A 22,850-nucleotide genomic window follows, 5' to 3' on the forward strand; every position below is an offset into this window, starting at 1 on the left:
TTCTAGTAACTATGGTGACAGCAGCGCCCCTAGTGGGTGTAATTATGGGCAGTGATTCCGACTTACCCACCATGAAAGAAGCGATCGCAGTTTTAGAGATTTTTCAGATTAGCCACGAAGTCGCCATCGTCTCAGCCCATCGTACCCCCGAAAAAATGTTTGAATACGGCAAAAACGCTCATAAGAGGGGAATAAAAGTGATTATCGCTGGAGCGGGTGGTGCTGCCCATTTACCCGGGATGGTGGCATCTTTAACCCCCTTACCCGTGATTGGAGTTCCCGTAGTCACGCGCACTTTACAAGGGTTAGACTCTCTCTATTCAATTGTACAGATGCCCGCAGGCATTCCCGTGGCCACGGTGGCGATCGGTAATGCCAAAAATGCCGGACTTTTAGCGGTTCAAATTCTCGCCACTGGTAATACTGATCTTTTAGAGCAAGTTATCGCCTATCGTCAATCCCTCACCGATTCCGTCCTCGAAAAACAAAGCAATCTTCAACGACTAGGCTATCAAGACTATCTAGGGCAGAGTTCACCTAAGTAGGGTAGATTGAGAAAAGATTAAGTAACAAATTATGAAGTAATTATGCGTTGGATCACCGCTTGTGTATTGAGTCTATTGCTCTTTTTTGCCCTACCCATAGCGGCTTATGCCGATAGCCCGACTATTAGCGAAGAACAGATTAGAGAAGGGGAAGTTATCGCCGAAAAAGCCCTAGAAGCCACAGAAAAAGGCGATTACGCCCAGGCCGAAAGCTATTGGACCGAATTAGTCGCCAAATTCCCCACTAACCCCGCCGTCTGGAGTAATCGCGGCAATGCCAGAGTTAGTCTCAATAAATTAGAGGATGCGATCGCTGATTTCAACCAAGCGATCGCCATTGCCCCCGATGCCCCCGATCCCTACCTCAATCGCGGCACCGCTTTAGAGGGAGAAGGCAAATATCAAGAAGCGATCGCCGATTATAATAAAGTTTTAGAACTAGATCCCAATGATGCCTTTGCCTATAACAATCGCGGCAACGCTGAGGGCGGTTTAGGGGACTGGGAAGCCGCCGTCAAAGACTATCGCCAAGCCACTCAACTAGCCCCGAATTTTGCCTGGGCGCAAGCTAATCTGGCCCTGGCCCTGTACGAATTGGGCAGATATCCCGAAGCAGTCCAAAAAATGCGGAATATTGCCCGCAAATACCCCATGTTCCCCGATGTCAGAGCCGCCTTAAGCGCCGTTTTATGGACCCAAGGACAACAGGGAGAAGCGGAAAGCAATTGGGTAGCCGCCGTCGGCATGGATACCCGCTATCAAGACCTCGATTGGGTAAAAAGCGTGCGCCGTTGGCCGCCGAATATGGTTCTAGCCTTAGATAAGTTTCTTAACTTAAAGTAAAGAATTACTAAATATGGTTGGCTGAATAAATCTAAAAACCTTGTTGGCTAAGACTTTTAGACTTTTTGTCAATCAAAAAGTAGCAAATATGGGAGTGATCGGGGGGAAAATTCAGGGACTTTTTCCCTGAAAATTAGGTAATTGACCCCCTCAAAATCGGTAAAACCCTACACCCTACACCCCATACCCCACACCCCACACCCCACACCCTGTCCCCACGAAAAACTTTTTCAGCAGACCCTAAATAGTAACTTTTCTAGCAGTAGCGGGGCTGAGAGTCCAATTATCCTGAAATCAGCGACTAAAATACAATTGAGGCCTGATAGTTCCATTATCCTCGATCGAATAACCAGGCTCTGGAAAGGAAAAGGAATAGCTAGAACGGGCCGATGGCCCAATGCTATAATCCAATTACAGGGATAGATTGGACTCTATCAGTATCCGCCGCTACTGTACACCTTAAATCTTAGCCAGAATGCCAGATTTACACTTGCTTAATTCTCATCCACAGGCCCTAGAAACCGCCTTCATCGCCACTGCCGACCGGTCTTTTTCCTCCCCTCTATCCCTCGACCTCGCCAGAATTAATCAACGTTTTGACTCCGCTAACGCCGCAGAAATCGTCGCTTGGGCTGCGGCCACCTTTGGGGAAGGTTTGGTGATGAGTACCAGTTTCGGCATTCAAGCGGCGGTGATGTTGCACCTCGTCACCGCAATTATCCCCGATATTCCCATCATTTGGATCGATACCGGCTATCTTCCCCCAGAAACCTATCAATTTGCCGAAGACTTAAGCCAACGCCTCCATTTAAACCTGAAAGTTTATCAATCTCCCCTCAGTCCCGCCCGCATGGAAGCAATCCACGGTAAACTGTGGTCAAATAACGATCTCGACTCCCTCAATCTCTACGACAAAATCCGCAAGGTGGAGCCGATGCAACGGGCCCTGAAGGAATTAAAGGCCACCGCTTGGTTAGCAGGTTTACGTCGCGACCAAACCGACCACCGCAAAACTCTCCAATGGGTCAATCAACAGGGCGAACGTTACAAAATATTACCGATACTTGACTGGAATGCCAAAACCATCTACGACTATCTGACTAAATACGATCTTCCCTACCATCCCTATTTTGATCTAGGTTATGTCTCCGTCGGCGATTGGCACTCCAGTCGGCCTTTAACCGCCGATGATAGCAACGAACGAGACACCCGTTTCAAGGGTTTAAAACAAGAATGCGGTCTTCATTTACCCTTAACCCCCGGAGAAGCACAAAGTCTCGACGCAAGCTCCCTATAACTGCCGGGGTGGAAAATTTGCCGGTGCGATCGGTTCCTAGACGTTAGACAATGGTTAATGATTATTAATCCCCCATTAACCATGGCTATTTTAGAAAGTTTTCTCGAAGTCGGCCCTCTCAAGTGGTTTTATCGACAGGTTAACCCCGCTCAACAACCGGACACAACCCCCGTGATCCTACTCCATGGTTTACCCGCCCATGGCTATATTTGGCGGGAATTATTGACCAGTTTAGAAGAATATAACATTAATGCCATTGCCCCCGATTGGATCGGTTCCGGTTTATCCGCTAAACCCGATGCCAGAGATTTCGCCTACACACCTAGCGCTTTTTGTCAAGCCTTGGCCGATTTTATTCAAGCTCTCCAATTGCCGAAAATCTCCCTCATTGTCCAGGGTTTTTTAGCCTCCGTCGGGTTACAATACGCCCTAGAAAATCCCGATAAAATTGAGTGCTTGATCGTTTTAAATACTCCCCTCTCCAGTGATGTCAAATTACCCTGGATAATGAAACAATGGGGACTACCTTTCCTCGGAGATATGGCGACTCAAGACCCCTTATTAGTCGATCGTACTTTAGAAACTGGTAGCGGTTTTGTGATTAGTGATGCAGATCTGGCTATTTTCCGTCAACCTTATCTAAAAACTTCGGCAGTGGGTCGCGCTTTACTGGCCACGATTCGCAATTTAAACCTATCGAAAACTATGGCAGAAATTGAGACAGGTTTAGAGAACTTTGAAAAACCTATCCTTTTTGTCTGGGGAATGGCGGATCCTTGGTTATCTTCTGTCACTGTCGAAAAATTAGCTACTAAATCAGGAGTGGAATTAATCTCCCTCGCGGAAGCAAAACACTATCCCCAAGAACATTGGTCAAAAGAAATTAGTCCCCAGATTATTAATTTTCTCGGACGCAAAACCTAAAACCCGATACTTTCTGGGAATTGATAGCAAAATCTCCCTAGAAAGTATTGATCAAGTTATCCTTAGTATATCACTGTAGTTCTGCACTGGCCACCACCTATGGAAATACCAGCTTTAGGAAGGATAAATATAACAAATAATCCCCCAGATATTAATAATTTAACCGATTGGGAGCGAGTTAAATCGATGAGCGATCTAGAAATCGAGGCTAATGCTTTGTCAGATCCCGATGCACTTCCTTTTGATGATGATTGGGAAAATGCGGCGATTATTTCTGCTTACAACAAATTAACATCTCAATAATTGCTAAAACTGATAATTGTCTCAGGGTTACTTGTTATGAAAGTTTAATAGACTGTTGTTCAAGAAAATAGTGATAAAATTTTTTGTTAGCTCAAAACAATAAGCAGGTGATTATTTGATAGTAATCATTCCACGTTATCCTCAAATCGAATTACTTAATATTGATTATTTGAACCATATTTTCAAGTCTATGTATATAGGCTTGATGATGTCTCCATGCTTCTAAAATACTTTGTAATAATTCATCTTTTGAAAAACAACCAGAATCAGCTACATCTTCAATTTGTCTGATTAGATCATCTTCTAACTCCAATTCTAGCATACTCACTTGTTTAGTTGTGTCTGCCATACTTTTATCTATCTAAAAGTTGATGGAACTATCATACCATAGGAACTCAGCACTGTGGTATCTATTAAACCCCACAATATACCCATTGCTAGGTCTTGCATATATGTATATATAATACCACCTACTAAATACCCTATTATACCCCCTGTTGTACCTAATCATGAATAAAACCTAAGATTATTTTGGTTAAAATTTGCGAAAAATAGCCTTTTAATAGTAAATAAGTCGATAAGTCGATGGTATTTGACCTATTGCACCCATTAAGTACCGTCAGGACTCGTTTATGTTGATTTGACATATCTGGTGCGATTGCTTGACATATCTGGTGTAATTGCTTGACATATCTGGTGTAATTAGGGTAAGATAGGATACTGTAGTTAGGATGCTAAGTTTCTAAAGGCAGACTATTATGGACATCTATAAGAAAGGACGATGACAACCCTTAAATCAGACTGTAGGGTCAATTCATGAATTGACCCTACTATAGCCCTCAATGGTAAAAATGGCTCTTCTCGACCTTAGTGATCAGTTATCAGTGAATCGATACAATCCATTCACTAAATTAACAAAAAAAAATGGCCACCAGACAATTTCGAGTAAATCTTAGTCAAAAGGACTCTGAATATCTTAAAGAAATAGCTAAGGACCTAGGCTTAACAGAGTCTGAAGTCATTCGTAAAGGATTAAAACTCATGGCTTTATATGCTAAAACTGAGACGGAAGAAGATACTCAATTAATACTTCAAAAAGGTAATGAACAGAGACCACTACTAATTGTTTAGTTATGACCAGTGATTCAAAAAATGAGACAGGGGAAGTTAACAATCCAAAAGATCCCAGCGCTTCTTTGGCTCTTCCAACTGAAAGGAACTCTGTGCGTCATAACCTAAAGAAGAATCAGGATGGTTATCATTTAGACAATGAAGTATCTGGATTTGGTAAACCAGCTACAGCTATATCACCCTCAGACCAAAGACATAATTTTAATACTAAAGTAGCTGGTTCCTTAGCAAGGTGGCTTTGGTTGGGATTGTTATTCACTGCTTTTTCACAAATTGTTTCTATTTTTTTCATTTCTTTTGCTTCTCTTGGAATTTTTAATTTAAATATAAATTTGAAAGCTATCGAAGAACAAGAAGTACAAAGTAGAGTGGATAAAGCGGCAACCCTAATTAATGATTCTTCTAAGACAATTTATACTTTTTTAGGGCCAATAGCTACAGCAGTCACCGCCTTTTATTTTAGTGGTTTGGGTAGTTCGTCGAAAACTAACGATGAAAACTCTGAAAATGAAAAAAATGAATAGAACTTTCAAAAAAACACGAAAAAATCTCTCCCATTGGTAATTTTAGTACAAGGGCCAGAAATCTCAACATCAGAAACCTCTCCTCCCCACTCTCCTATACTTTTAAAGTGGAATAAAGTTTTAGCTTAATTAATCTGGCTACAGGCCTGTTTTTGTCGTTTCTAAATACCCCTGATAACTTGAACGGAACTGTTCGATCGATAAGTCCTTTGTCCAATATTCTACCAGAGCATGACCCCAGGCCCAAGCTTCCCTGTCGGCAGTGCTAGAATTTTCTAATAGTATTGGCCAAAGTGCCAATAAATCAAAACTTTTATTCTCCGTATTCAAGAGAGAAGAAAGCTCGTAGGCCATCTGTAATTTACCGATCGCTACTGGTAATTGTTCCACAGGAATTTGTTCAGCTAAAAGATAGGCTAAGGTCGGTCTTCCCGTGGCTAAAGTGGAGATAAAACCTAGAATAGGACTTTTTAATAGGGCCGTTAAACCTTGCCCCGTGGCCATCTGTAAAGTATAGCGATCGATTATTTTCGCCGCTGCCAAGGTTCGAGTTTCTAAATCCGCTAAAAAACGGGCCAAACGCAACTGTTTTGCGGGTGAAATTGCCCCCAGTAAAGCGATTGATAACTCCTCATCCCCCCAAGCTTCTCTATCCGGCTGTTGACTGACCATCGGCAAAATGCGATCGCAAAGATCCTCGAATAATTCCGCCCGATACTGCAAGCATTCGCGGATATTGACTTCTTTGGGACTTTCTCCCGTCAGCCAATTATAGGGAGGTTGCCACTCTCGCACCGGACGCAGGCGATCAACTTGAGAAACACACACTATAACTGGTAAATTGTCAATAGTTTGTTGCAAATCTTTAAGAAAAGCCTCATCCATGGCTAGGGCGGGATCGAGGGCGGGAGTTACCAGAATCAATAAATCGGCGTTTTCGGCATAATTAAGAACCTTTTGCCGATCATCAGCCCGATTTGCCTGTTCATAGCCCGGAGTATCCCAGAGGATTAACTCGTCCCCTTCTGGGGTTTGCCAATGGTAGGATTGGATCGCGTCGGTACTGGGCAAGAGATCCACTTGGGCTAAATCGGCCCGAAAGAGAGTATTGATTAAACTGCTTTTGCCGGCCCCGGTGCGTCCAACCAGCAGAATGTTAACCGGTTGGCGATCGATTTCCGTGATCGGTTCAGCTTGGGCGAGAATTTCCTTGAGAGTAGTGGTGGCGATTTTGGTCTTGGTGGGGAGAGTGGGGGCGAGATTGCCGCCACTGTAGAGTAACACCGCTTGGCGAGAGAGGTTTCTTAGGGCATTTTCCCGCAAAACTTGCCCTAAATTGACTAATAATTGCTGATCCGCTCGATCGCTGTACTTTTGACTGGCAACTTTAGCCACAGCCGCAGCGGGATTGATCACCCATTGCGCCCAATTCCAGGCCTGCCAAAGTTTCTGGGCCGAGGGTTGCAATTTTTGATAAACTTCGTAGGCCTGATAGGCTTGGCCGATGGTGATTTGATTCAGGGCCGGGGAAAGATTCTGCATCCAGCGATCGCTATCATCCACGGTTCCCCGAATTAAACCGTAGGCCTGGGGAATGTAAATATTTAATAAGGGGTACTTGACATCGGGGTAATATATATGAGCGATGGCACTGACCAAATCCTGACAGCGTTGCCAAAAAGTCGCCCAATCTTCCCAAACCGGGCGATCATTGCGGGCCGCGACGATAATCCTCTCGATAATTTCCTCAACATTGCCCCCGGAATCACCTTCAGGAGGGGTTAATTCTGCCTTAATTTCCCCGATGGCGGCTTCAATTTCCCCGACTGCTGGGCGCGTCCATTTGACCAACAGGAAGCGCCAAGCGACAAAAATCAGGGTAAAAACTGCCCAAATCCAATTCAAACCCCATTGATTGATCTGGACACTGGCGGCCACGATCAGAAAAATCACCACGGCGGCGATCGGAACTGCTAAAATCAACCCTTGCCAAGTTTTTAACCGTAACATTTCTCGATCTGGTTTTTTTCCATTCTAGCGATCTCTGATTGTCGGTTAGGGGGCAGTCCTGATGCCAAAGTTGGCACCGCCAAGCCTGAAAATATTCTGATTGACGAATTGGCGTTATTTCAGCTTCTATTTTCCAGTCAGTCCCGATGAAAAAATTTTCACCCCCACAGATGAAAGAGGTTTCCTTCCCTACACCCCACACCCCACACCCTACACCCTCTTTCAAGTCAGAAATTAGACAGTGGCATCAATTTGGGCGAGGATTGCTGTGGACAACTGACAAAGTTGTTGATGACAAGGGCCATTACTGGCCATGATCCCCCCCCATTGCCGCACATCGCCGCGATTATAGCGCACGGGTTGACCGTCAAAATAGGAGAATTTGCCGCCTGCTTCCGTTAAAATCAACTCTGGAGCGGCAAAATCCCAGTCTTTAGCGGCCGATTTCCCCGATAGGGAGATATAAACATCGGATTTTTGTTCGAGGATCGTGGCAATTTTACAGCCCACACTGCCCACATAATTTTTACCGAAGAAGGGTATTTGACTTAATAGATTATCAAAACGTTGGTCGCGATGGGTACGACTAACTACCAGATAGAGATCGGTAATTTTATCTTTATTGGCAACTTTTACCTGTGTAATATTGCCGTCGCTAGTTTCTAGAAAAGTGCCTTTTCCTTTTTGGGCAAAATAGAGTTTTTCTTGATCCGGTAAGGCAACCACGGCGATGATCGGTCTTCCCTGATAACATAAGGCGATATGTAGGGCATATTCTCCCGTTTTGTCGATAAAATCGCGGGTTCCGTCCAAAGGATCGATAATCCATACCCAATCTTTCGGGATAGCTTCATTGCCTTGATGGGTTTCCTCGCTCAGATAACCAAAGTCGATATCCGAGAAATTTGTTTGTAATTCCCCTAAAATATAATGATTTGCCGCTAAATCCGCCGCCGTCACCGGTCCGCCTTTTTTTTCCTCGTTGACGGCTAAATCCTGTTCACCCCGGTGGTAGGATTGGAGAATTTTAGCACCACCCCAACCCACGGCACGAGTCACAGCTAAAATGCGATCGAGTGTTTCGGTATCTTGACAGGTTAAATTAATCATAAAATAGCCTCAGTTTTTCAGACCTATTATCTACTAAATTGAAAGACTGGCATCTTAGCTTATCATCCCTTGCTTCCTAGCTCCTGACTGGCTTAATTTTGCCCTTGCCAAAAATAATCGGCGGGTTTTTTGGTTTCTTCCGGTGATGATTGGGGAGCGTCTCCCAAGAAAACCGAGCGCTGGCTGACGCGATCGCCTAATCTTCTTTGGACTCGACTGGGAATACCGTAACCGTAGGCAATATGACCTTTTCCTGCTAGGACGATGATCTGATAGTGGGGATGAGCTTGCCAGAATTTAGCGATCGCATCGGCCATGGTTTCATCCCAGAGGACCTGTGCCAGAAAAAAGCGATCGAATCCCTGACTTTTGCCCCCCGTGTGTTGCTGATAAACGGCTAAGATCTGTTGACGGTACTCCTCGTTATCCTGGTTTATTTCGCTTTTAGGGGGAATGTAGGTCATTTCTGAGGTGGAGAGGCTTTCTAAGCCCTCTCGTGCCACTTTTCTAGTGATTTCCGTGGGTGTATTTAGGGCGATCAATGGTAGTTTTTTCGCCTTGGCCAAGCGCAGGATCGGGGCGTAAAATTCCCAATCAAATCCCCAACGTTGGTCGTATTCACTTTTTTCTCTCAACTGATTTTCGCTAATTTTGCCGGCTAAATACTGATCCAAATAGATTTGGTAAGGACGTTGAAACATCTCGAAAGCGATCGCTATTTGGGGATTATTAGCCTGTAAATACTCGATAATAGCTAATTGGGTCTGATGGTCGGCTTGACTATCGTGCCTTTCTCCCAGATAAATAATCTCGGCTGTTTTTAAATCGGCCAGAATTTCTTTTTGGCTATTAGTAAAACTCCAGGCCCGGGGCAGCAAAATAAACAGTAAGCAGAGGGCAAGGAAAACGGGAAAAAAGCGTCGAGAGAATTTCATCTTTTCAAAGGTCTTTTAAAAAACTGATCTTAACCGAAGCCAAGACAAAAAGGGTGAGCAATGCCCACCCCCAAAAATTTTCAGAGAACCTTTCTGGTTTAGTAGGTTTCTACGTGCCAGCGATGTTCTTTTTTCAGTTGTTTCTGATAGACAGACCAATCAGCGCCATTTTTAGCAGCAGCACCACTGATAGCATCGTCGATACCATCTTCCATCCCTTTCAGTCCGCACATATAAGCGTGGGTTTTGGGACTTTGGAGTAGATTCCAGATTTCGTCAGCGTGTTCGGCTACCCGGTGTTGAATATACATTCTGCCGCCCTGGGGATTTTGCTGTTCCCGGCTGATGGCATAGGTGAGACGGAAGTTATCGGGGAATTCCGCCGCGATTTTCTCTAATTCTTCTTGGTAGAGAATATTGGCCGTTTTGGGAACTCCGAAAATCAACCAAGCTAGACCTTTGAATTTATAATCTTCGTGTTGTTCCTTGAACATCCGCCAGAGGAAAGCTCGGAAGGGAGCGATTCCCGTCCCGGTGGCCATCATAATGATAGTGGCATCTTCATCACCCGGTAGCAGCATTTCCTTACCCACGGGACCAGTAATAGCCACATCGTCCCCCACCCCTACATTACAGAGATGGGTGGAACAAACCCCATAAACGGTTTCCTTGGTTTCTGGGTGTTGGTATTCCAACTGACGCACGCAGAGGGATACGGTTTTATCGTCTAATTTATCACCATGACGGGTGGAGGCGATCGAATAGAGTCTCAATTTATGAGGTTTGCCATTAGCATCGGTACCCGGGGGGATAATACCGATACTTTGGCCTTCTAAATAGCGTAAATTGCTCCCAGAAAGGTCAAAGGTGACGTGTTGTACGATGCCGATACCCCCCTCATCAACGAGAGGATAATTCTCGATACATTTGCCGATAAAGGGTTGATTCGGACGGTAGATGTTGACGGGGATATCTGTTTTTTCTTTCGCTTGAGTCATGGCCTTTTTCTTGGTCTGTTCGGGGACGGGCGATGATTGAGCGATTGGCTGTGGTGTGGAGGCACTAGAAACAGTTGCTACGGGGGCAATCCCATTGAAGGGTTTGATGCTGACGATACGACCACCTAAACGGGTAATCCGACGCATTTCTTGATTCATGCGACTGTAGGGAACCGTGAAAAACACGCTTCCACTCTGACGGATTGAATAATCCAAGCTGTCAGTATTGTCGTTTTGATTGAGACCCGCCACTTCGTAAACAAATAAACGGTTTCCCGCTAGTGTACTCGGACTGTACATTAAATATAACTCCCAACTCAAGTCACGATAATCGTTCCATAGTTTAGCCTACCATCGGTACACTACACCTAGGCCTAATTGAGAGTTATCTTAAAAAAACCACAGACATCGCTTTTATCCTTTTGGATAGGATAGGTTAAGTCTCTGGTTAAAATCTGTCACATTTGCAGCATTTTACTTTTTATTAAGATTTATGTTACTTTTTCCCGTTTATGCTAAAAATCCCCCTGGTTGGCCTGATGAGGACAAGAGCGGGGGACAGATATTAGCAATAATTATTTTTTGACATCCTCGCCGCCCTAAAAGTGCGGCGATTCCTAAACCTCACGATTTAAGTTTCTGCTTCCACCACCGTCGCATACCACAGTTAAAAAACCATGTACTGTCTTACACAGAGTCCACAGACTTTCGCCCCATTTCAGAAGCCCGATTCCGTGTGTCCCACGGTACGTTGACCGCCTATAGCTTCTTGTACTTGTTGCGCGCGACTTTTTACCCGGCCAAGCTTTTCTGGTCGGAACCCCCTAAGCCGAGTTTTCAAGGTGCTGCGCCGTCCACTTGGTTTTCGAGACTGGCCTTTTAATTCTAACGTAAAGCCAACCCAGAACGGCGGGGTTTCAGACCCAAAATTTCCGATGAACTACTCGGCCGCAGCAGCGTTTAAGGGTTTAATGCTGACGATGCGAGCGCCTAAACGGGTAATCCGACGCATTTCTTGATTCATGCGGCTATAGGGAACGGTTAAAAAGACACTGCCACTCTTACGGATAGAATAATCTAGGTTATCAGTATTGTCATTTTGACTCAAACCGACGACTTCATAGACAAAAAGGCGATTTTCTTTGGCACTAGAGAGACTTTGCATCGAAATGGCTCCTACATTGATGTTATAGTTCTCTAGTTTAGCCTAGCAGGGAGACTAGCAATCTAGTTAGGGTTTGCGGCAAAAAGTTTCTCGTGGGGCCAGGGTGTGGGGTGTAGGGTGTAGGGTGTAGGGTGTAGGGTTTTATTTTAAGGTACTTTTCCCCTGAAATTTCCCCCCGATCCCTCCAATGGCTGGCACTTTTTGATTTTCCAAAAGTCTAAACGTCTTACCCAACAAGGTTTTTAGATTTATTCAGCCAACCCTAGTTAATGGCCGATTTACGCCTGTTTATTCTACCATAACGCTCGATCGCAATTGTCCACAGGCCGCATCGGTCGCTAAACCTCTCGAATAACGGACAGTAACGGCGACTTTTTCCTGTTCTAAAATAGTTTTAAAAGCCTTAATTCTTTTTTCATCAGGCCGTTGATAATCCACCTCCTGAATGGGATTATAGGGGATTAAATTGACGTGAGATTGAAACCCTTTCACCAGTTTGGCTAATTCCCTTGCGTGTTCGGGTAAATCATTTACTCCCGCTAAAAGAATGTATTCAAATGTCACTCTTCGTCCCGTGATTTGAACGTATTCCTGACAGTCTTGGATCAGATTACTTAGGGGATAATGGTCGGCACTGGGGATTAATTTAGCTCGAACTTGTTGATTAGAAGCATGAAGACTAACAGCAAAAGTTACTTGTAAATTATGTTCGGCTAGTTGCTTGATTTTATGGGGTAATCCCACGGTAGAAATCGTTAAACAACGCTGACCGATCCCCACATCTTGATTCAGGGAATGAATCGCTGTCACCACTTCGGGGATATTTAATAAAGGTTCCCCCATCCCCATAAATACCACATGACTAACTCGCTGTTGAAAATCCTCCTGTACTGTTAATACTTGGTCAACGATTTCATAGGCTTTTAAATTACGAGTAAAACCCCCTTTTCCCGTGGCACAAAAATCACAGGCCATCGGACAACCCACTTGGGAAGAAACACAGACTGTTAATCTTTTTTCACTAGGAATTCCTACCGCTTCGATAATTAAACCATCCGCCAGTTTTAGCAGATATTTACGAGTGCGATCGGGTGCTACACTGCGATAATGTATAAGGGAACGACCGATAGGATAATCCGCCAGCTTGCTGCGCCATTCTTGGGGGAATACGGAAATATCCGCCAAAGAATGCACCCCTTTTTCGTATAGCCATTGGTGTAATTGTTTACCCCGATAAGCGGGTTGTCCCTGGTCTTTTACCCAGTCGGTCAGTTCCTCTAAAGATTTCGCTAGTAAAGTCATAATTATTATCGTTGATCACCTTATCATTCTAACCGATCGCTCATGCCTAGTAGCAAAATCGTAACAAAATTGTATTGATTAATTGACATTTTTTCCCTTTGCTCCTTCTCTAGTCTTTGTTAGTCAATTAAATACTTAAAACTATAACTTAAGTAGGTAGGTGTTAAAAGTTTTCAGATACCCCCGCCTATCGGCACCCCCCTTATCAAGGGGGGCAGGGGGGATCGAACCTCAAATCCATTTTTAATTTAATTATAACCAGCTACTTAAACTGAGCCTGACGACAAAAATAAATCTAGTCTTAAGCTTGACTTTTTTACTTTTCATTTAATCTAACTGTTCAAAGGGAACTGTCAGCGCCATAATAATCGATGGACTTCGATCGAGAACAGAAATTTTATGAGTTGCCAGCAAAAAAAGTCAATATGGGGAAATAAGGAGCTATTCAGTTGTAAAAGCAATATTTAAGCGAAAATTTATGAAAATCGCTATTTTATCGCAAGATACTTCTCTTTATTCCACCAAGCGACTGAAAGAAGCGGGAGAAGCTCAAGGCCATGAGGTACGAGTGATCAATTATTTGCGCTGTTACATGAACATCACCTCCCATAAACCCACGGTTGTTTATAACGGTAAACCCTTAGAGAGTTTCGATGCGATTATCCCCCGTATTGCCGCCTCAAAAACCTTCTATGGAACCGCAGTAGTCCGACAATTCGAGGTGATGAATGTTTTTACTGCCAACGACTCGCAAGCAATTTCCCGGTCGCGGGATAAATTGCGTTGTCTGCAAATCCTGGCCAGGGAAGGGATAGGTTTACCGGTGACGGGAATTGCTCACGCAACTCAAGATATCGATGGTTTAATCGAAACCGTCGGCGGCACCCCTCTAGTGATTAAATTATTAGAAGGAACCCAAGGTATTGGGGTAGTCTTAGCGGAAACCGACCAAGCAGCCAAGTCAGTTATTGAAGCTTTTCGGCAACTAGAGGCTAATATTCTAGTACAAGAGTATATTAAAGAGGCCAGTGGGGCAGATCTGCGCTGTTTTGTCATCGATGGAAAAGTGGTAGCCTCGATGAAGCGACAGGGGGCCGAAGGGGATTTTCGTTCTAATCTTCACCGCGGTGGCAAAGCAGAAAAGATAAAATTAACCCCAGAGGAACGCAGTACGGCTATACGGGCCACTAAAGCCATGGGTTTACGGGTTGCGGGTGTGGACTTATTGCGGTCTAATCACGGGCCTGTGGTTATCGAGGTGAATTCCTCTCCCGGTTTGGAAGGAATAGAAGCGGCCACTGGTGTGGATGTGGCCAAAAAAATTATTGATTTTGTCGCTAAAAATGCCACCCTAGTCCTAAATCGCGATCGATATCAATATTAGCCGTCAGCCTTGCATCAGTTATCAGTTATCAGTTATCAGTGGGTAAGTTATCAGTCAATAGTATTAAGCGATAAGCTCGGAGCTGCCTTTTTACTAAAAAAAAGCTCCCCACACCCCACACCCCACACCCTACACCCTACACCCACTTTCAAGTCAGATGTGATTGATCAGTCGGCAAATACACGGACGCTATCGGGAATAATCGATAGTTTTACCTTTGTACCGATGTCTAATTGGGTGTTAATCGTTGTTCTAGCGTGGATTTGGCTGCCGGTGGCCGTTAGCAGACAATAACGGTATTCCCGTCCTAAAAATTGGCGATCGCAAATAACTAGCTCTCCCGTCTCATCCGGCTTAATTTTGACATCTTCCTCTCTCAGCATCAATTCCCCTTTGTCCAAATCTTGACCATCAGGGATTTCCCAGACTCCTATCTCGGTTTGCCATTGTTCCCCCTCCCGTCTAGCGGGGAGGAAGTTAGCTTGGGTGACAAACTCAGCCACGAATCGCGAGGCCGGATGACTATAAATTTCTTCGGGATTGTTAATTTGTTCTAATTTTCCTTGACAAATGACCGCAATTGTGTCACTGATCACCATTGCTTCCTCCCGGTCGTGGGTGACAAAAATGGCTGAGATACCAGTCGCTTTCAGGATATGACGGATCTCGTGTCGTAAGCGTTGCCGGACCTGCACATCGAGATTACTTAAAGGTTCATCTAAGAGGATTAAAGAGGGTTTTGGGGCTAAAGCGCGGGCGAGGGCGACTCTTTGCTGTTGTCCTCCCGATAGCTGATGGGGATAACGTTTTTCTAGTCCTTGCAGTCCGACTAAATCCAAAGTTTCCGCCACCCTAGCGTTAATAGCTTTGGTCGATAATTTCTCCCCAGAGTTTTTTAAACCGAAGGCGATATTGTCAGCAATGGTTAAATGGGGAAAAAGAGCGTAATCCTGAAAAACCATGCCCGTATTGCGTTTTTCTGGGGGAATAAAGGTTTTTTCGTCGGCAACTATTCGCCCTCCCAATTCAATCACTCCTTGAGATGGTTTTTCAAATCCCGCAATCATCCGCAGTAGAGTGGTTTTACCGCAACCCGACGGACCCAATAATCCGAGAATTTCGCCCTCTGTTAAACTAAAACTGATATTATCGACAGCTAGAGTAGGAGAAGCGGGAAAACGCTTGTTAACCTCGGATAAACGCAGAATGACAGACTTTTTCATGGTGAGAAAGACAATCGCCCAGTCAGTGGCAGGGCTATTTACTTAAGAATTATTCCTAATTAGTTCACTACTATTATTTATAACATCTCAATGGACTAATTAGGAAACTTTCTCAAAAATTTCATGCTCACACCTGAAGATATTATTCTCGTTCCCCGGGGGGCCGAGCATAGCTCAATCCGTCGAGGATTAAGGAACATCGGCGATTTAGCCCCGCAAATTATCCCGATTAACCTTGGCGCTCCAGAATTTCTCGACAGTTCCCCAGTCTCTAGGCAATCTCTAGAATTTCTTAATAAGTTTACGGGAAAAATTGTGCTGATGGGATTAGCGGGTAGTCTCAGCGATCGCTATCGGGTCGGAGATGGGGTAATCTATCAAGGTTGTGGCGCGGAAACGGGGAGTTATTGGCAGTGCGAACCAGAAATAACCGCAGAAATCGCCCAATTAACCGGATATAGTCTCGTTAAAGGTTTAACCAGCGATCGCCTGATTAGCCGATCCGAGGAAAAACGACGTTTAGGACAGGGGGGCTATGAGGTGGTAGATATGGAAGGAGCAAGGATTTTAGCGGCTTTACCGGGGCAAAAAGTGGCAATTGTGCGCGTGATTAGCGACGAGGTGACACAGGATTTACCCGATTTAGCCCCGGCAATTGATAATCAAGGTCAGCTGCTACCATTGCCCCTAGCTCGACAAATGTTAATCCGTCCTCTCCCGGCCTTCCATTTGATTCAAGGTTCCCTAAAAGGTTTATCCGTACTAACTCAGGTGGCGCGAAAGTTGTGCGGCAGTAATTTTTAAAAGTTGCTTGCAGATTATTTTTTTTCTGTGCTATAATGGTTAAGCTAAAATCAAGCGGATGTGGTGGAACTGGTAGACACGCACGTTTGAGGGGCGTGTGGCTTACGCCTTGCGAGTTCGAGTCTCGCCATCCGCATAAACTTTTATCTGCCCTCTGACAAGAATTGCCCTTGTCACCCATCGTCAGGGATGGACATTTGGCCATCAAAATTTCCTAACTCACCCTTTCAGGTGGCTTAGGTTTGACTAAGTTTAGTTAAGCGGTTGCGAGTAGCGATTTAGCCAAAGCACTAGGTCGTTTAATGCCGTAAAATCCAACAAAGCCTCAGCCAAGGACTCTAATTGCTCGATTTCTAAAGACTGAATCTGGGCAGCCAACACCTCATCCACTGCACCAAAACGACGTTGCAACAGACGCAAAATCAGGGCAGATTCTCCTTCCAGTCGTCCTTCCAGTCGTCCTTCTTCCTTGGCTTCACGATATACCCTTGTATCTGCCAATTGTAGTCCTAGCATCGCTTCCACCTCCTGCCGACTCAAGTTAGTAAATTTATAGACCATAATTGTGGCAATCATTTCTATTATGGCGCGACTGGCTTCTGTATCTGCAATTTGCTCTTGGGTTCGTGCCAGTAAATAGCGGGCTTTTTCTGGTGCTTGGGTTTCTTCCACAGTAGTGAGTACCATCAAGGCAACCCCTAACGGTAACTGCTGAATTTCCCCTAATTCTTTCAGGTAAATTCGATGCACTTGCTCACAATTGAGCAGCGCCCGGTAAGGATGGGCATTACTTTGTTCTAGGCTGCGGGTGGGATAGATGACAACAATTTGCCAATCGGCAAATCGTTCTCGCTGACGGTAAAAATACAAAAATGATTCACCAAATACCCTTTCATAGAGTCGTTCGTCTTTTTGAAATTGCACTTCGCAAAAATAGATTACCCCGCTACTATCATTATCGGGTGGCAGGAATACGCCATCGATCTCAAATTTGGGTTCTTTGACGGCTACGGAGTCAAAGCGGTATTCGGTGGCATTATCTGGCGGGTTTTCCAGTAAATCGAAGAGAAGGGAGGGGGATTGTTGAAAAAGCCGGTAAAATATCGAGTCTCGTTTCATCGCCAATTCAAAAATGAAACGCATCAACCTCAAGAGGGAGCATCTCACCTTTGTAACCCCTAAATCAGGTTTTTATGTCAAGCTATTTTGAAAGCCTTGCTGGAAAACAGTTTTAGAGATAAGTATAATTACTCACTTGCATAAATGAGATGCTCCCACCTCAAGACCTCAAGAGTTGACAAAGAAAGGCTCATCAGGTACTGTCTGAGCCTTATCGGAAGTTAACGACGGCGGGTGAGTTCAGCCGTTAGACTGCCAATTTCTTGGTCAAGATAGTTCCGGTTACTTTTGGGCAGGTGCTATACTGTAGTGAGGTTTGTAAATGGTTTCTCCCATGAAAAATAAAGCCATTATTGTACTGGGGGCGGTTGCCGCTCTTGGGTTGGCTGCAACCTCAACTTTACTTATGACACGTCCATCTGGAAATTCTCCAGATTCCGCCTCTGCTCAATTTTCTCCCAACGGCATGGGTATGATGCATCATATGCAGGTCAGTAGCGAGTTTAACTATCTTGCCCAAATGATTCCTCACCATCAGGAGGCAATCGATACCGTCCAGGTTATTCTGACACGCACTAGTCGTCCTGAGATGAGGCAGTTTGCTCAAAAGATCATTCAAGTGCAAACTGCTGAAATTGCTCAGATGAAAAACTGGCTCAACGAGTGGTATCCCGGAAGGAATATTAGCGTTTCCTACGTTCCCATGATGCGCGATCTGAGTCAAATTCAGGGCGATGCCCTAGATCAAACTTTTTTACAAGATATGATTAAACATCATATGGGAGCCGTGATGATGTCGCAAATGCTCCTGAATCATAATCTGGTGAAGCATCAGGCTGTCCGGCCTTTTGCTGAGAACATTGCCACTAGCCAGCGCCGGGAAATTCAGCAGATGCAAACTTGGTTGATGGCTTGGTTTGGTGATCGCAATCCAATGGGTGGGATGCATCATTAGCTGGTATTGCGATCGCGATTTTGTCGGGTGCGTTCCCTAATGCAAGTACGCTTAACTGATACAAAAGTTCTGGTGTCCCCTAAAACCAGAGACTTATCGCCTCAAAATAAAGATAACTGCTATATCCTTCTGTTCACTTTAAAATAAAACCGTTAGCTTGCTGGGGATTGAGAGTGACAATCCCAAAATCTCTACCTAAACCCTTCCCTTTCGAGGTAAATATTTCATGAGCCAAACGATCACACCTTCTTCCTTAAAAGCTAGTTTAGCCCCCAATACGACTAGAGCAGCAACGGTGGACGATGGGGGAAATGTGCTAGGGGAATTTCTGCAAGAAACTCTGGCCATGACTAAACGTCTGTTCATCCAATTAAAACGTCGTCCTTCAACCCTAATCGCGGGGGTAATTCAGCCCTTTATGTGGCTGATTTTATTTGGAGCTTTATTTTATAATGCCCCCCAGGGACTATTCGGCAACGATCTCAGTTATGCTAAATTTCTCGCCCCCGGAGTGATTGTCTTTACCGCTTTTTCCGGGGCCTTAAATGCCGGTTTGCCGGTAATGTTCGATCGAGAATTTGGCTTTCTTAACCGTCTCTTGGTAGCACCTTTAACCACTCGTTACTCGATCGTGGCCGCTTCTACCATCTATATTATCGCCCTCAGTTTCATCCAAACCGCCTCGATCGTGGCCGCTAGTGCCTTTTTAGGGGCCGGATTACCCAGTTTAGCTGGATTAGGTGCGATCGCTTTGATTGTTTTCCTAATAGTTTTGGGGATGACTGCCTTAAGTCTCAGTTTAACCTTTGCCCTACCCGGACATATCGAATTAATCGCCGTCATTTTCGTCACCAATTTACCGCTTTTATTTGCCAGTACCGCCCTCGCTCCCTTAAACTTTATGGCAGATTGGTTAAAAGTAATCGCTAGTCTCAACCCTCTTACCTATGCGATCGAACCGATCCGTTATATTTATTTCAATCAGCACTGGTCTTTTGATAGCATAGTCTTACAAACCCCTTGGCTTGACCTCAATTTCTTGACAGTTTTAGCCCTGCTCTCAGCTTTTGATCTGCTAATCCTTTTAGCAATTCAGCCCTTACTTCGTCGTCGTTTTGCTTAAATCAGTTATCAGTTATCAGTTATCAGTTCACTGAAAAGCTTGTAACTTTCTCACCACCAAAAACAAGATAATTTTCTGAGGAGTTAGTTAGATTATGAATACTCAAAAAATGTTAATCAAATCGTCTTTATTTCTAGCTACTATTCTATTAGTCGGGGCTGATTTTAATCCGCAAGTGTTAGCTCAAAGCTTGAACCCCAGTCAACCGGACTATCAAAAAAATGAACGTAGTTCCGATGGCAGGGATGCTCTCGGTGGTTTTGATCCTTTAGACTTGATTCATAATAGTAATTTTCGCCGTAGCCGGGACGGATCGGAGTTTCAGGAAGATACTCGCAATAACATCAACCAAGCGGCCGAGGAGTTTAAACGCAAGCAAAGAGAACAACTGGAAAATCTGCAAAATTCTACCCCAGAAACCAAATAAAACCCCTTTTTGATTTGCCTTTTGCCCATCCTAACCAGGAGATTGATTTTGTCCTATTGCTTAGTATATATGATCGCTAAGTGCAGATGATCTGAGAAAGACCGATAACTGAAGAGCATTGGGGGGTTTATCTTACACGAATTTATATTAAACTTAGGATTGGTTTATTGAATTATCATCTTATTAAAACTGTGGAAGTAATGGAAATCGGGCAAAAAGTCAAGGTCTGTCGCTTAAGAGACCGCGTTAACTCGGATGTAGCGGGTAAATTGGGTAAAGTGGGTGTCATCAAAAATTTTAAGATGACCGATGGCAGCGGTGTTGGTGCTGTTGTCCAGTTCGATGATAAAACCGCTACTTGGTTTTTTGAAGATGAACTCAAACTCATCTAAATATAACGCTTAGGAACTAATTATGTCCTTAATTTTGACCTTTTTGGGCAAGGGGGGCAGCGGTTGCAGTACAATAGCGATCGCTTCGGCAAAGAAAATGGCTGGTCTGGGGTCAAAAGTTCTCTTGGTCGGTCAGGATCCTAGCCCTGCTTGGGGATTACTCCTCAAGGCCTCCCCTAGCTCCTCCATTACGGAAATTGCCCCCAATCTCTCGGTTGTGCAGCTTAGTAGTACGCATTTACTAGAAAAAAGTTGGGAAGAAGTCAAGGAATTGGAAAAGCAGTATTTGCGTTCTCCCACCTTGAAAAATGTTTATGGTCAAGAGTTGGGCGTTTTACCCGGAATGGACCAAGCTCTAGCCTTAAATTTCCTGCGGGAACAGGATAAAAGCGGAAATTACGATGTCATCATCTACGACGGCAGCGGAGATATCAACAGTCTGCGAATGTTGGCGATTCCAGAGGTGGGCAGCTGGTATTCACGGCGTTTTCGCCAGGTTTTCAGCGATTCTGAGATTGGTCGCACCCTTTCTCCCTTTTTCCAACCAATCGCCGCCGCCGTGCTGAATTTCTCCTTTAATCCCGACGGTTTAGGGAAGAAGGTCGATAATAACATTCTAGACGAGGGACGTTCCGCTTTAGCCGATCCTCGGCGAGTTTTAGCCTATCTAGTCACCAATGATGATCCAATTGCGATCGCAGAGGCCAAATATCTTTGGGGTGGGGCGCAGCAAATCGGTTTAAATGTGGGGGGAGTGATTTTTAATCGCTGTCAGAGTGCCACCGAGGATTTTGCCCCGCTGCCAGCGGCGATTTTACCCGACCGTCAAGGAGAAGATTGGCAGGAGTTAATCGCCGAGTTACCCAATTTTCTCACGGTGCAGCCGCCCAAACCGTTAATAATCGATACGGCAGCCGGTCAGGTCAAGGTTTATTTACCCGGATTCGAGAAAAAACAGGTAAAACTGACGCAATCGGGTCCAGAATTAACCATCGAAGCCGGGGATCAACGGCGTAATATTGATGTACCACCGCCTCTGACCGGAAGATCGGTAAAAGGGGCAAAATTCCAAGAAGGTTACTTAATTATTTCTTTTTAAGGGATTATGTCGAACAGCGAGATAGAAAACAAGGATAATCGAGGCGCAAAAACTCGCCAATTATTGGGCATGAAAGGGGCCTCATCGGCAGAAACCTCCCTCTGGAAAATCCGCTTACAATTGATGAAGCCGATCACTTGGATTCCCCTAATTTGGGGGGTTGTCTGTGGGGCAGCTTCATCGGGTAATTATACTTGGTCTTTAGAAGATGTCTTAAAAGCGGCCACCTGTATGTTACTTTCTGGTCCGTTGATGACCGGTTATACCCAAACTTTAAATGATTTTTACGATCGAGAAATCGATGCAATTAATGAACCCTACCGTCCGATTCCTTCGGGGGTGATTTCTATTCCGCAAGTAGTCGGCCAGATTTTGGTTTTATTAGCAGGTGGGTTAGGAATATCTTATCTTCTCGATCGCTGGGCTGGTCATGATTTCCCAATCATGCTCTGTTTAACCCTATTTGGTTCTTTTATCGCCTATATTTATTCAGCACCGCCTTTAAAATTAAAACAAAATGGTTGGCTAGGAAATTATGCCCTCGGTGCTAGTTATATAGCATTACCTTGGTGGGCAGGTCACGCCCTTTTTGGTCAGTTAAATTGGACAATTATGATCTTAACCCTCATCTATAGTCTGGCGGGGTTAGGCATTGCTGTGGTCAACGACTTTAAAAGTGTGGAAGGTGACGAAAAATTAGGCTTAAAATCCTTGCCAGTTATGTTTGGAATTACCACTGCAGCTTGGATTTGTGTGATTATGATCGATGTTTTTCAAGCGGGAATTGCGGGCTATCTGATTAGTATTCATCAGAATCTTTATGCCGCTATTTTACTGTTATTAATTATCCCTCAGATGACTTTCCAAGATATGTATTTTCTGCGGGATCCGCTCAAAAATGATGTCAAATATCAAGCCAGCGCCCAGCCTTTCCTAGTGTTAGGAATGTTGGTGACAGGTTTGGCTTTAGGTCAGGGGATACTCTGAAGATTGTAATTAATAAAAACTGGAAATATCCAGTTTATGGGACATAATCGCCTTGAATTGGGTTTCTGTTTACGGTAACTTGATCCGTCAAGAGGGGTGAAAATAGATTTTCGGTTCGATCCCCCCTGCCCCCCTTGATAAGCTGTCCTTTAGTCACATCTTTCTTAACATAAAATTTGACAAAAAGAGAAAAGTGTGCAAGATGGCTCAAGGGGGTTCTATGGGGGGACTAATTTGATGAGATAGTTTC

25 protein-coding genes and 1 tRNA gene are annotated in these 22,850 nt (G+C 44.5%); 17 read left to right on the top strand and 9 right to left on the bottom strand.

What is annotated here, in order from left to right; genetic code table 11:
- The first annotated feature begins 11 nt into the window (after window positions 1–11).
- The 5 genes from purE to H6G40_RS09175 all read left to right on the top strand — a co-directional run bounded on the left by purE (window position 12) and on the right by H6G40_RS09175 (window position 3,912).
- A complete protein-coding gene (purE, locus tag H6G40_RS09155; RefSeq protein WP_069474555.1) occupies window positions 12–545 on the top strand; it encodes a 5-(carboxyamino)imidazole ribonucleotide mutase in 534 nt (177 codons plus the stop codon).
- Window positions 546–587: 42 nt separating this feature from the next.
- Window positions 588–1,388, top strand: coding sequence for a tetratricopeptide repeat protein (locus H6G40_RS09160; RefSeq protein ID WP_002732506.1), 801 nt, complete (start codon window positions 588–590; stop codon window positions 1,386–1,388).
- 475 nt (window positions 1,389–1,863) lie between these two features.
- Entirely contained in the window at window positions 1,864–2,685 is an 822-nt protein-coding gene (cysH, locus tag H6G40_RS09165; RefSeq protein WP_016516985.1) for a phosphoadenosine phosphosulfate reductase, read from the top strand.
- A gap of 57 nt (window positions 2,686–2,742) precedes the next feature.
- Window positions 2,743–3,609, top strand: coding sequence for an alpha/beta fold hydrolase (locus H6G40_RS09170; protein WP_190537563.1), 867 nt, complete (start codon window positions 2,743–2,745; stop codon window positions 3,607–3,609).
- A 99-nt stretch (window positions 3,610–3,708) separates the two neighbouring features.
- Window positions 3,709–3,912 (top strand): hypothetical protein, encoded by a 204-nt coding sequence (locus tag H6G40_RS09175; RefSeq protein WP_069474558.1) that lies wholly within the window; start codon window positions 3,709–3,711, stop codon window positions 3,910–3,912.
- Between the two features lie 151 nt (window positions 3,913–4,063).
- Here H6G40_RS09175 and H6G40_RS09180 read toward each other — a convergent pair whose 3' ends face one another.
- A complete protein-coding gene (locus tag H6G40_RS09180) occupies window positions 4,064–4,261 on the bottom strand; it encodes a hypothetical protein (RefSeq protein ID WP_036400102.1) in 198 nt (65 codons plus the stop codon).
- Between the two features lie 575 nt (window positions 4,262–4,836).
- On the opposite strand from H6G40_RS09180, the gene H6G40_RS09185 reads away from it, so the two are divergent.
- Window positions 4,837–5,043, top strand: a complete 207-nt coding sequence (locus H6G40_RS09185; protein ID WP_069474559.1) for a ribbon-helix-helix domain-containing protein — start codon at window positions 4,837–4,839, stop codon at window positions 5,041–5,043.
- Between the two features lie 2 nt (window positions 5,044–5,045).
- Window positions 5,046–5,567 carry a hypothetical protein gene (locus tag H6G40_RS09190; protein WP_069474560.1) on the top strand — a complete coding sequence of 174 codons (522 nt, stop codon included), beginning with the start codon at window positions 5,046–5,048 and terminating at the stop codon, window positions 5,565–5,567.
- 138 nt (window positions 5,568–5,705) lie between these two features.
- Here H6G40_RS09190 and H6G40_RS09195 read toward each other — a convergent pair whose 3' ends face one another.
- Window positions 5,706–7,577: a GTPase family protein gene (locus H6G40_RS09195; RefSeq protein ID WP_069474561.1), complete on the bottom strand. Its 1,872-nt coding sequence runs from the start codon at window positions 7,575–7,577 to the stop codon at window positions 5,706–5,708.
- Between the two features lie 100 nt (window positions 7,578–7,677).
- On the opposite strand from H6G40_RS09195, the gene H6G40_RS22935 reads away from it, so the two are divergent.
- Window positions 7,678–7,815, top strand: a complete 138-nt coding sequence (locus H6G40_RS22935; protein WP_002733871.1) for a hypothetical protein — start codon at window positions 7,678–7,680, stop codon at window positions 7,813–7,815.
- On the opposite strand, the gene H6G40_RS09200 is transcribed toward H6G40_RS22935, so the two are convergent.
- From H6G40_RS09200 to rlmN, 5 genes are all read right to left on the bottom strand, one after another.
- Window positions 7,812–8,687: a 3'(2'),5'-bisphosphate nucleotidase CysQ family protein gene (locus H6G40_RS09200; RefSeq protein ID WP_004158732.1), complete on the bottom strand. Its 876-nt coding sequence runs from the start codon at window positions 8,685–8,687 to the stop codon at window positions 7,812–7,814. The two genes, H6G40_RS22935 and H6G40_RS09200, sit on opposite strands and share 4 nt — an antisense overlap.
- A 92-nt stretch (window positions 8,688–8,779) precedes the next feature.
- On the bottom strand, window positions 8,780–9,622 hold the full coding sequence (locus H6G40_RS09205) for a ChaN family lipoprotein (RefSeq protein WP_190537565.1): 843 nt from the start codon (window positions 9,620–9,622) through the stop codon (window positions 8,780–8,782).
- Between the two features lie 98 nt (window positions 9,623–9,720).
- Complete coding sequence (petH, locus tag H6G40_RS09210; protein WP_002734368.1) at window positions 9,721–10,920, bottom strand: ferredoxin--NADP reductase; 1,200 nt, start codon at window positions 10,918–10,920, stop codon at window positions 9,721–9,723.
- Window positions 10,921–11,560: 640 nt separating this feature from the next.
- Window positions 11,561–11,785: a phycobilisome linker polypeptide gene (locus H6G40_RS09215; protein ID WP_002732223.1), complete on the bottom strand. Its 225-nt coding sequence runs from the start codon at window positions 11,783–11,785 to the stop codon at window positions 11,561–11,563.
- A gap of 288 nt (window positions 11,786–12,073) precedes the next feature.
- Window positions 12,074–13,087: a dual-specificity RNA methyltransferase RlmN gene (rlmN, locus tag H6G40_RS09220; protein ID WP_123230209.1), complete on the bottom strand. Its 1,014-nt coding sequence runs from the start codon at window positions 13,085–13,087 to the stop codon at window positions 12,074–12,076.
- A 478-nt stretch (window positions 13,088–13,565) separates the two neighbouring features.
- On the opposite strand from rlmN, the gene rimK reads away from it, so the two are divergent.
- Entirely contained in the window at window positions 13,566–14,471 is a 906-nt protein-coding gene (rimK, locus tag H6G40_RS09225) for a 30S ribosomal protein S6--L-glutamate ligase (protein ID WP_002734374.1), read from the top strand.
- Window positions 14,472–14,638: 167 nt separating this feature from the next.
- Here rimK and H6G40_RS09230 read toward each other — a convergent pair whose 3' ends face one another.
- The gene (locus H6G40_RS09230; protein ID WP_069474564.1) at window positions 14,639–15,694 is read right to left on the bottom strand and encodes an ABC transporter ATP-binding protein; all 1,056 of its coding nucleotides are present in this window, start codon (window positions 15,692–15,694) and stop codon (window positions 14,639–14,641) included.
- Between the two features lie 123 nt (window positions 15,695–15,817).
- Between H6G40_RS09230 and H6G40_RS09235 the strand changes: the two genes are divergently transcribed.
- Entirely contained in the window at window positions 15,818–16,498 is a 681-nt protein-coding gene (locus H6G40_RS09235) for a nucleoside phosphorylase-I family protein (protein WP_069474565.1), read from the top strand.
- Window positions 16,499–16,552: 54 nt separating this feature from the next.
- Window positions 16,553–16,634 (top strand) — tRNA-Leu (locus tag H6G40_RS09240).
- Between the two features lie 116 nt (window positions 16,635–16,750).
- Here the strand turns inward: H6G40_RS09240 and H6G40_RS09245 are convergent.
- Window positions 16,751–17,617, bottom strand: coding sequence for an Rpn family recombination-promoting nuclease/putative transposase (locus H6G40_RS09245; protein WP_002734444.1), 867 nt, complete (start codon window positions 17,615–17,617; stop codon window positions 16,751–16,753).
- Between the two features lie 322 nt (window positions 17,618–17,939).
- Between H6G40_RS09245 and H6G40_RS09250 the strand changes: the two genes are divergently transcribed.
- From H6G40_RS09250 to chlG, 6 genes are all read left to right on the top strand, one after another.
- Window positions 17,940–18,572, top strand: coding sequence for a DUF305 domain-containing protein (locus H6G40_RS09250; RefSeq protein WP_002732073.1), 633 nt, complete (start codon window positions 17,940–17,942; stop codon window positions 18,570–18,572).
- Between the two features lie 226 nt (window positions 18,573–18,798).
- Window positions 18,799–19,695, top strand: coding sequence for an ABC transporter permease (locus H6G40_RS09255; protein ID WP_002733759.1), 897 nt, complete (start codon window positions 18,799–18,801; stop codon window positions 19,693–19,695).
- A 94-nt stretch (window positions 19,696–19,789) separates the two neighbouring features.
- Window positions 19,790–20,122 (top strand): hypothetical protein, encoded by a 333-nt coding sequence (locus tag H6G40_RS09260; RefSeq protein WP_002733222.1) that lies wholly within the window; start codon window positions 19,790–19,792, stop codon window positions 20,120–20,122.
- Window positions 20,123–20,322: 200 nt separating this feature from the next.
- On the top strand, window positions 20,323–20,514 hold the full coding sequence (gene petP / locus H6G40_RS09265) for a cytochrome b6f subunit PetP (protein ID WP_002742483.1): 192 nt from the start codon (window positions 20,323–20,325) through the stop codon (window positions 20,512–20,514).
- Window positions 20,515–20,536: 22 nt separating this feature from the next.
- Window positions 20,537–21,613, top strand: coding sequence for a Get3/ArsA fold putative tail anchor-mediating ATPase NosAFP (locus H6G40_RS09270; RefSeq protein ID WP_002732524.1), 1,077 nt, complete (start codon window positions 20,537–20,539; stop codon window positions 21,611–21,613).
- Between the two features lie 6 nt (window positions 21,614–21,619).
- Entirely contained in the window at window positions 21,620–22,600 is a 981-nt protein-coding gene (gene chlG, locus H6G40_RS09275; protein ID WP_002733514.1) for a chlorophyll synthase ChlG, read from the top strand.
- Window positions 22,601–22,850 lie beyond the last annotated feature (250 nt).

The organism is Microcystis viridis FACHB-1342 (assembly GCF_014698335.1).
In the GTDB taxonomy this organism is placed as follows: domain Bacteria; phylum Cyanobacteriota; class Cyanobacteriia; order Cyanobacteriales; family Microcystaceae; genus Microcystis; species Microcystis ichthyoblabe_A.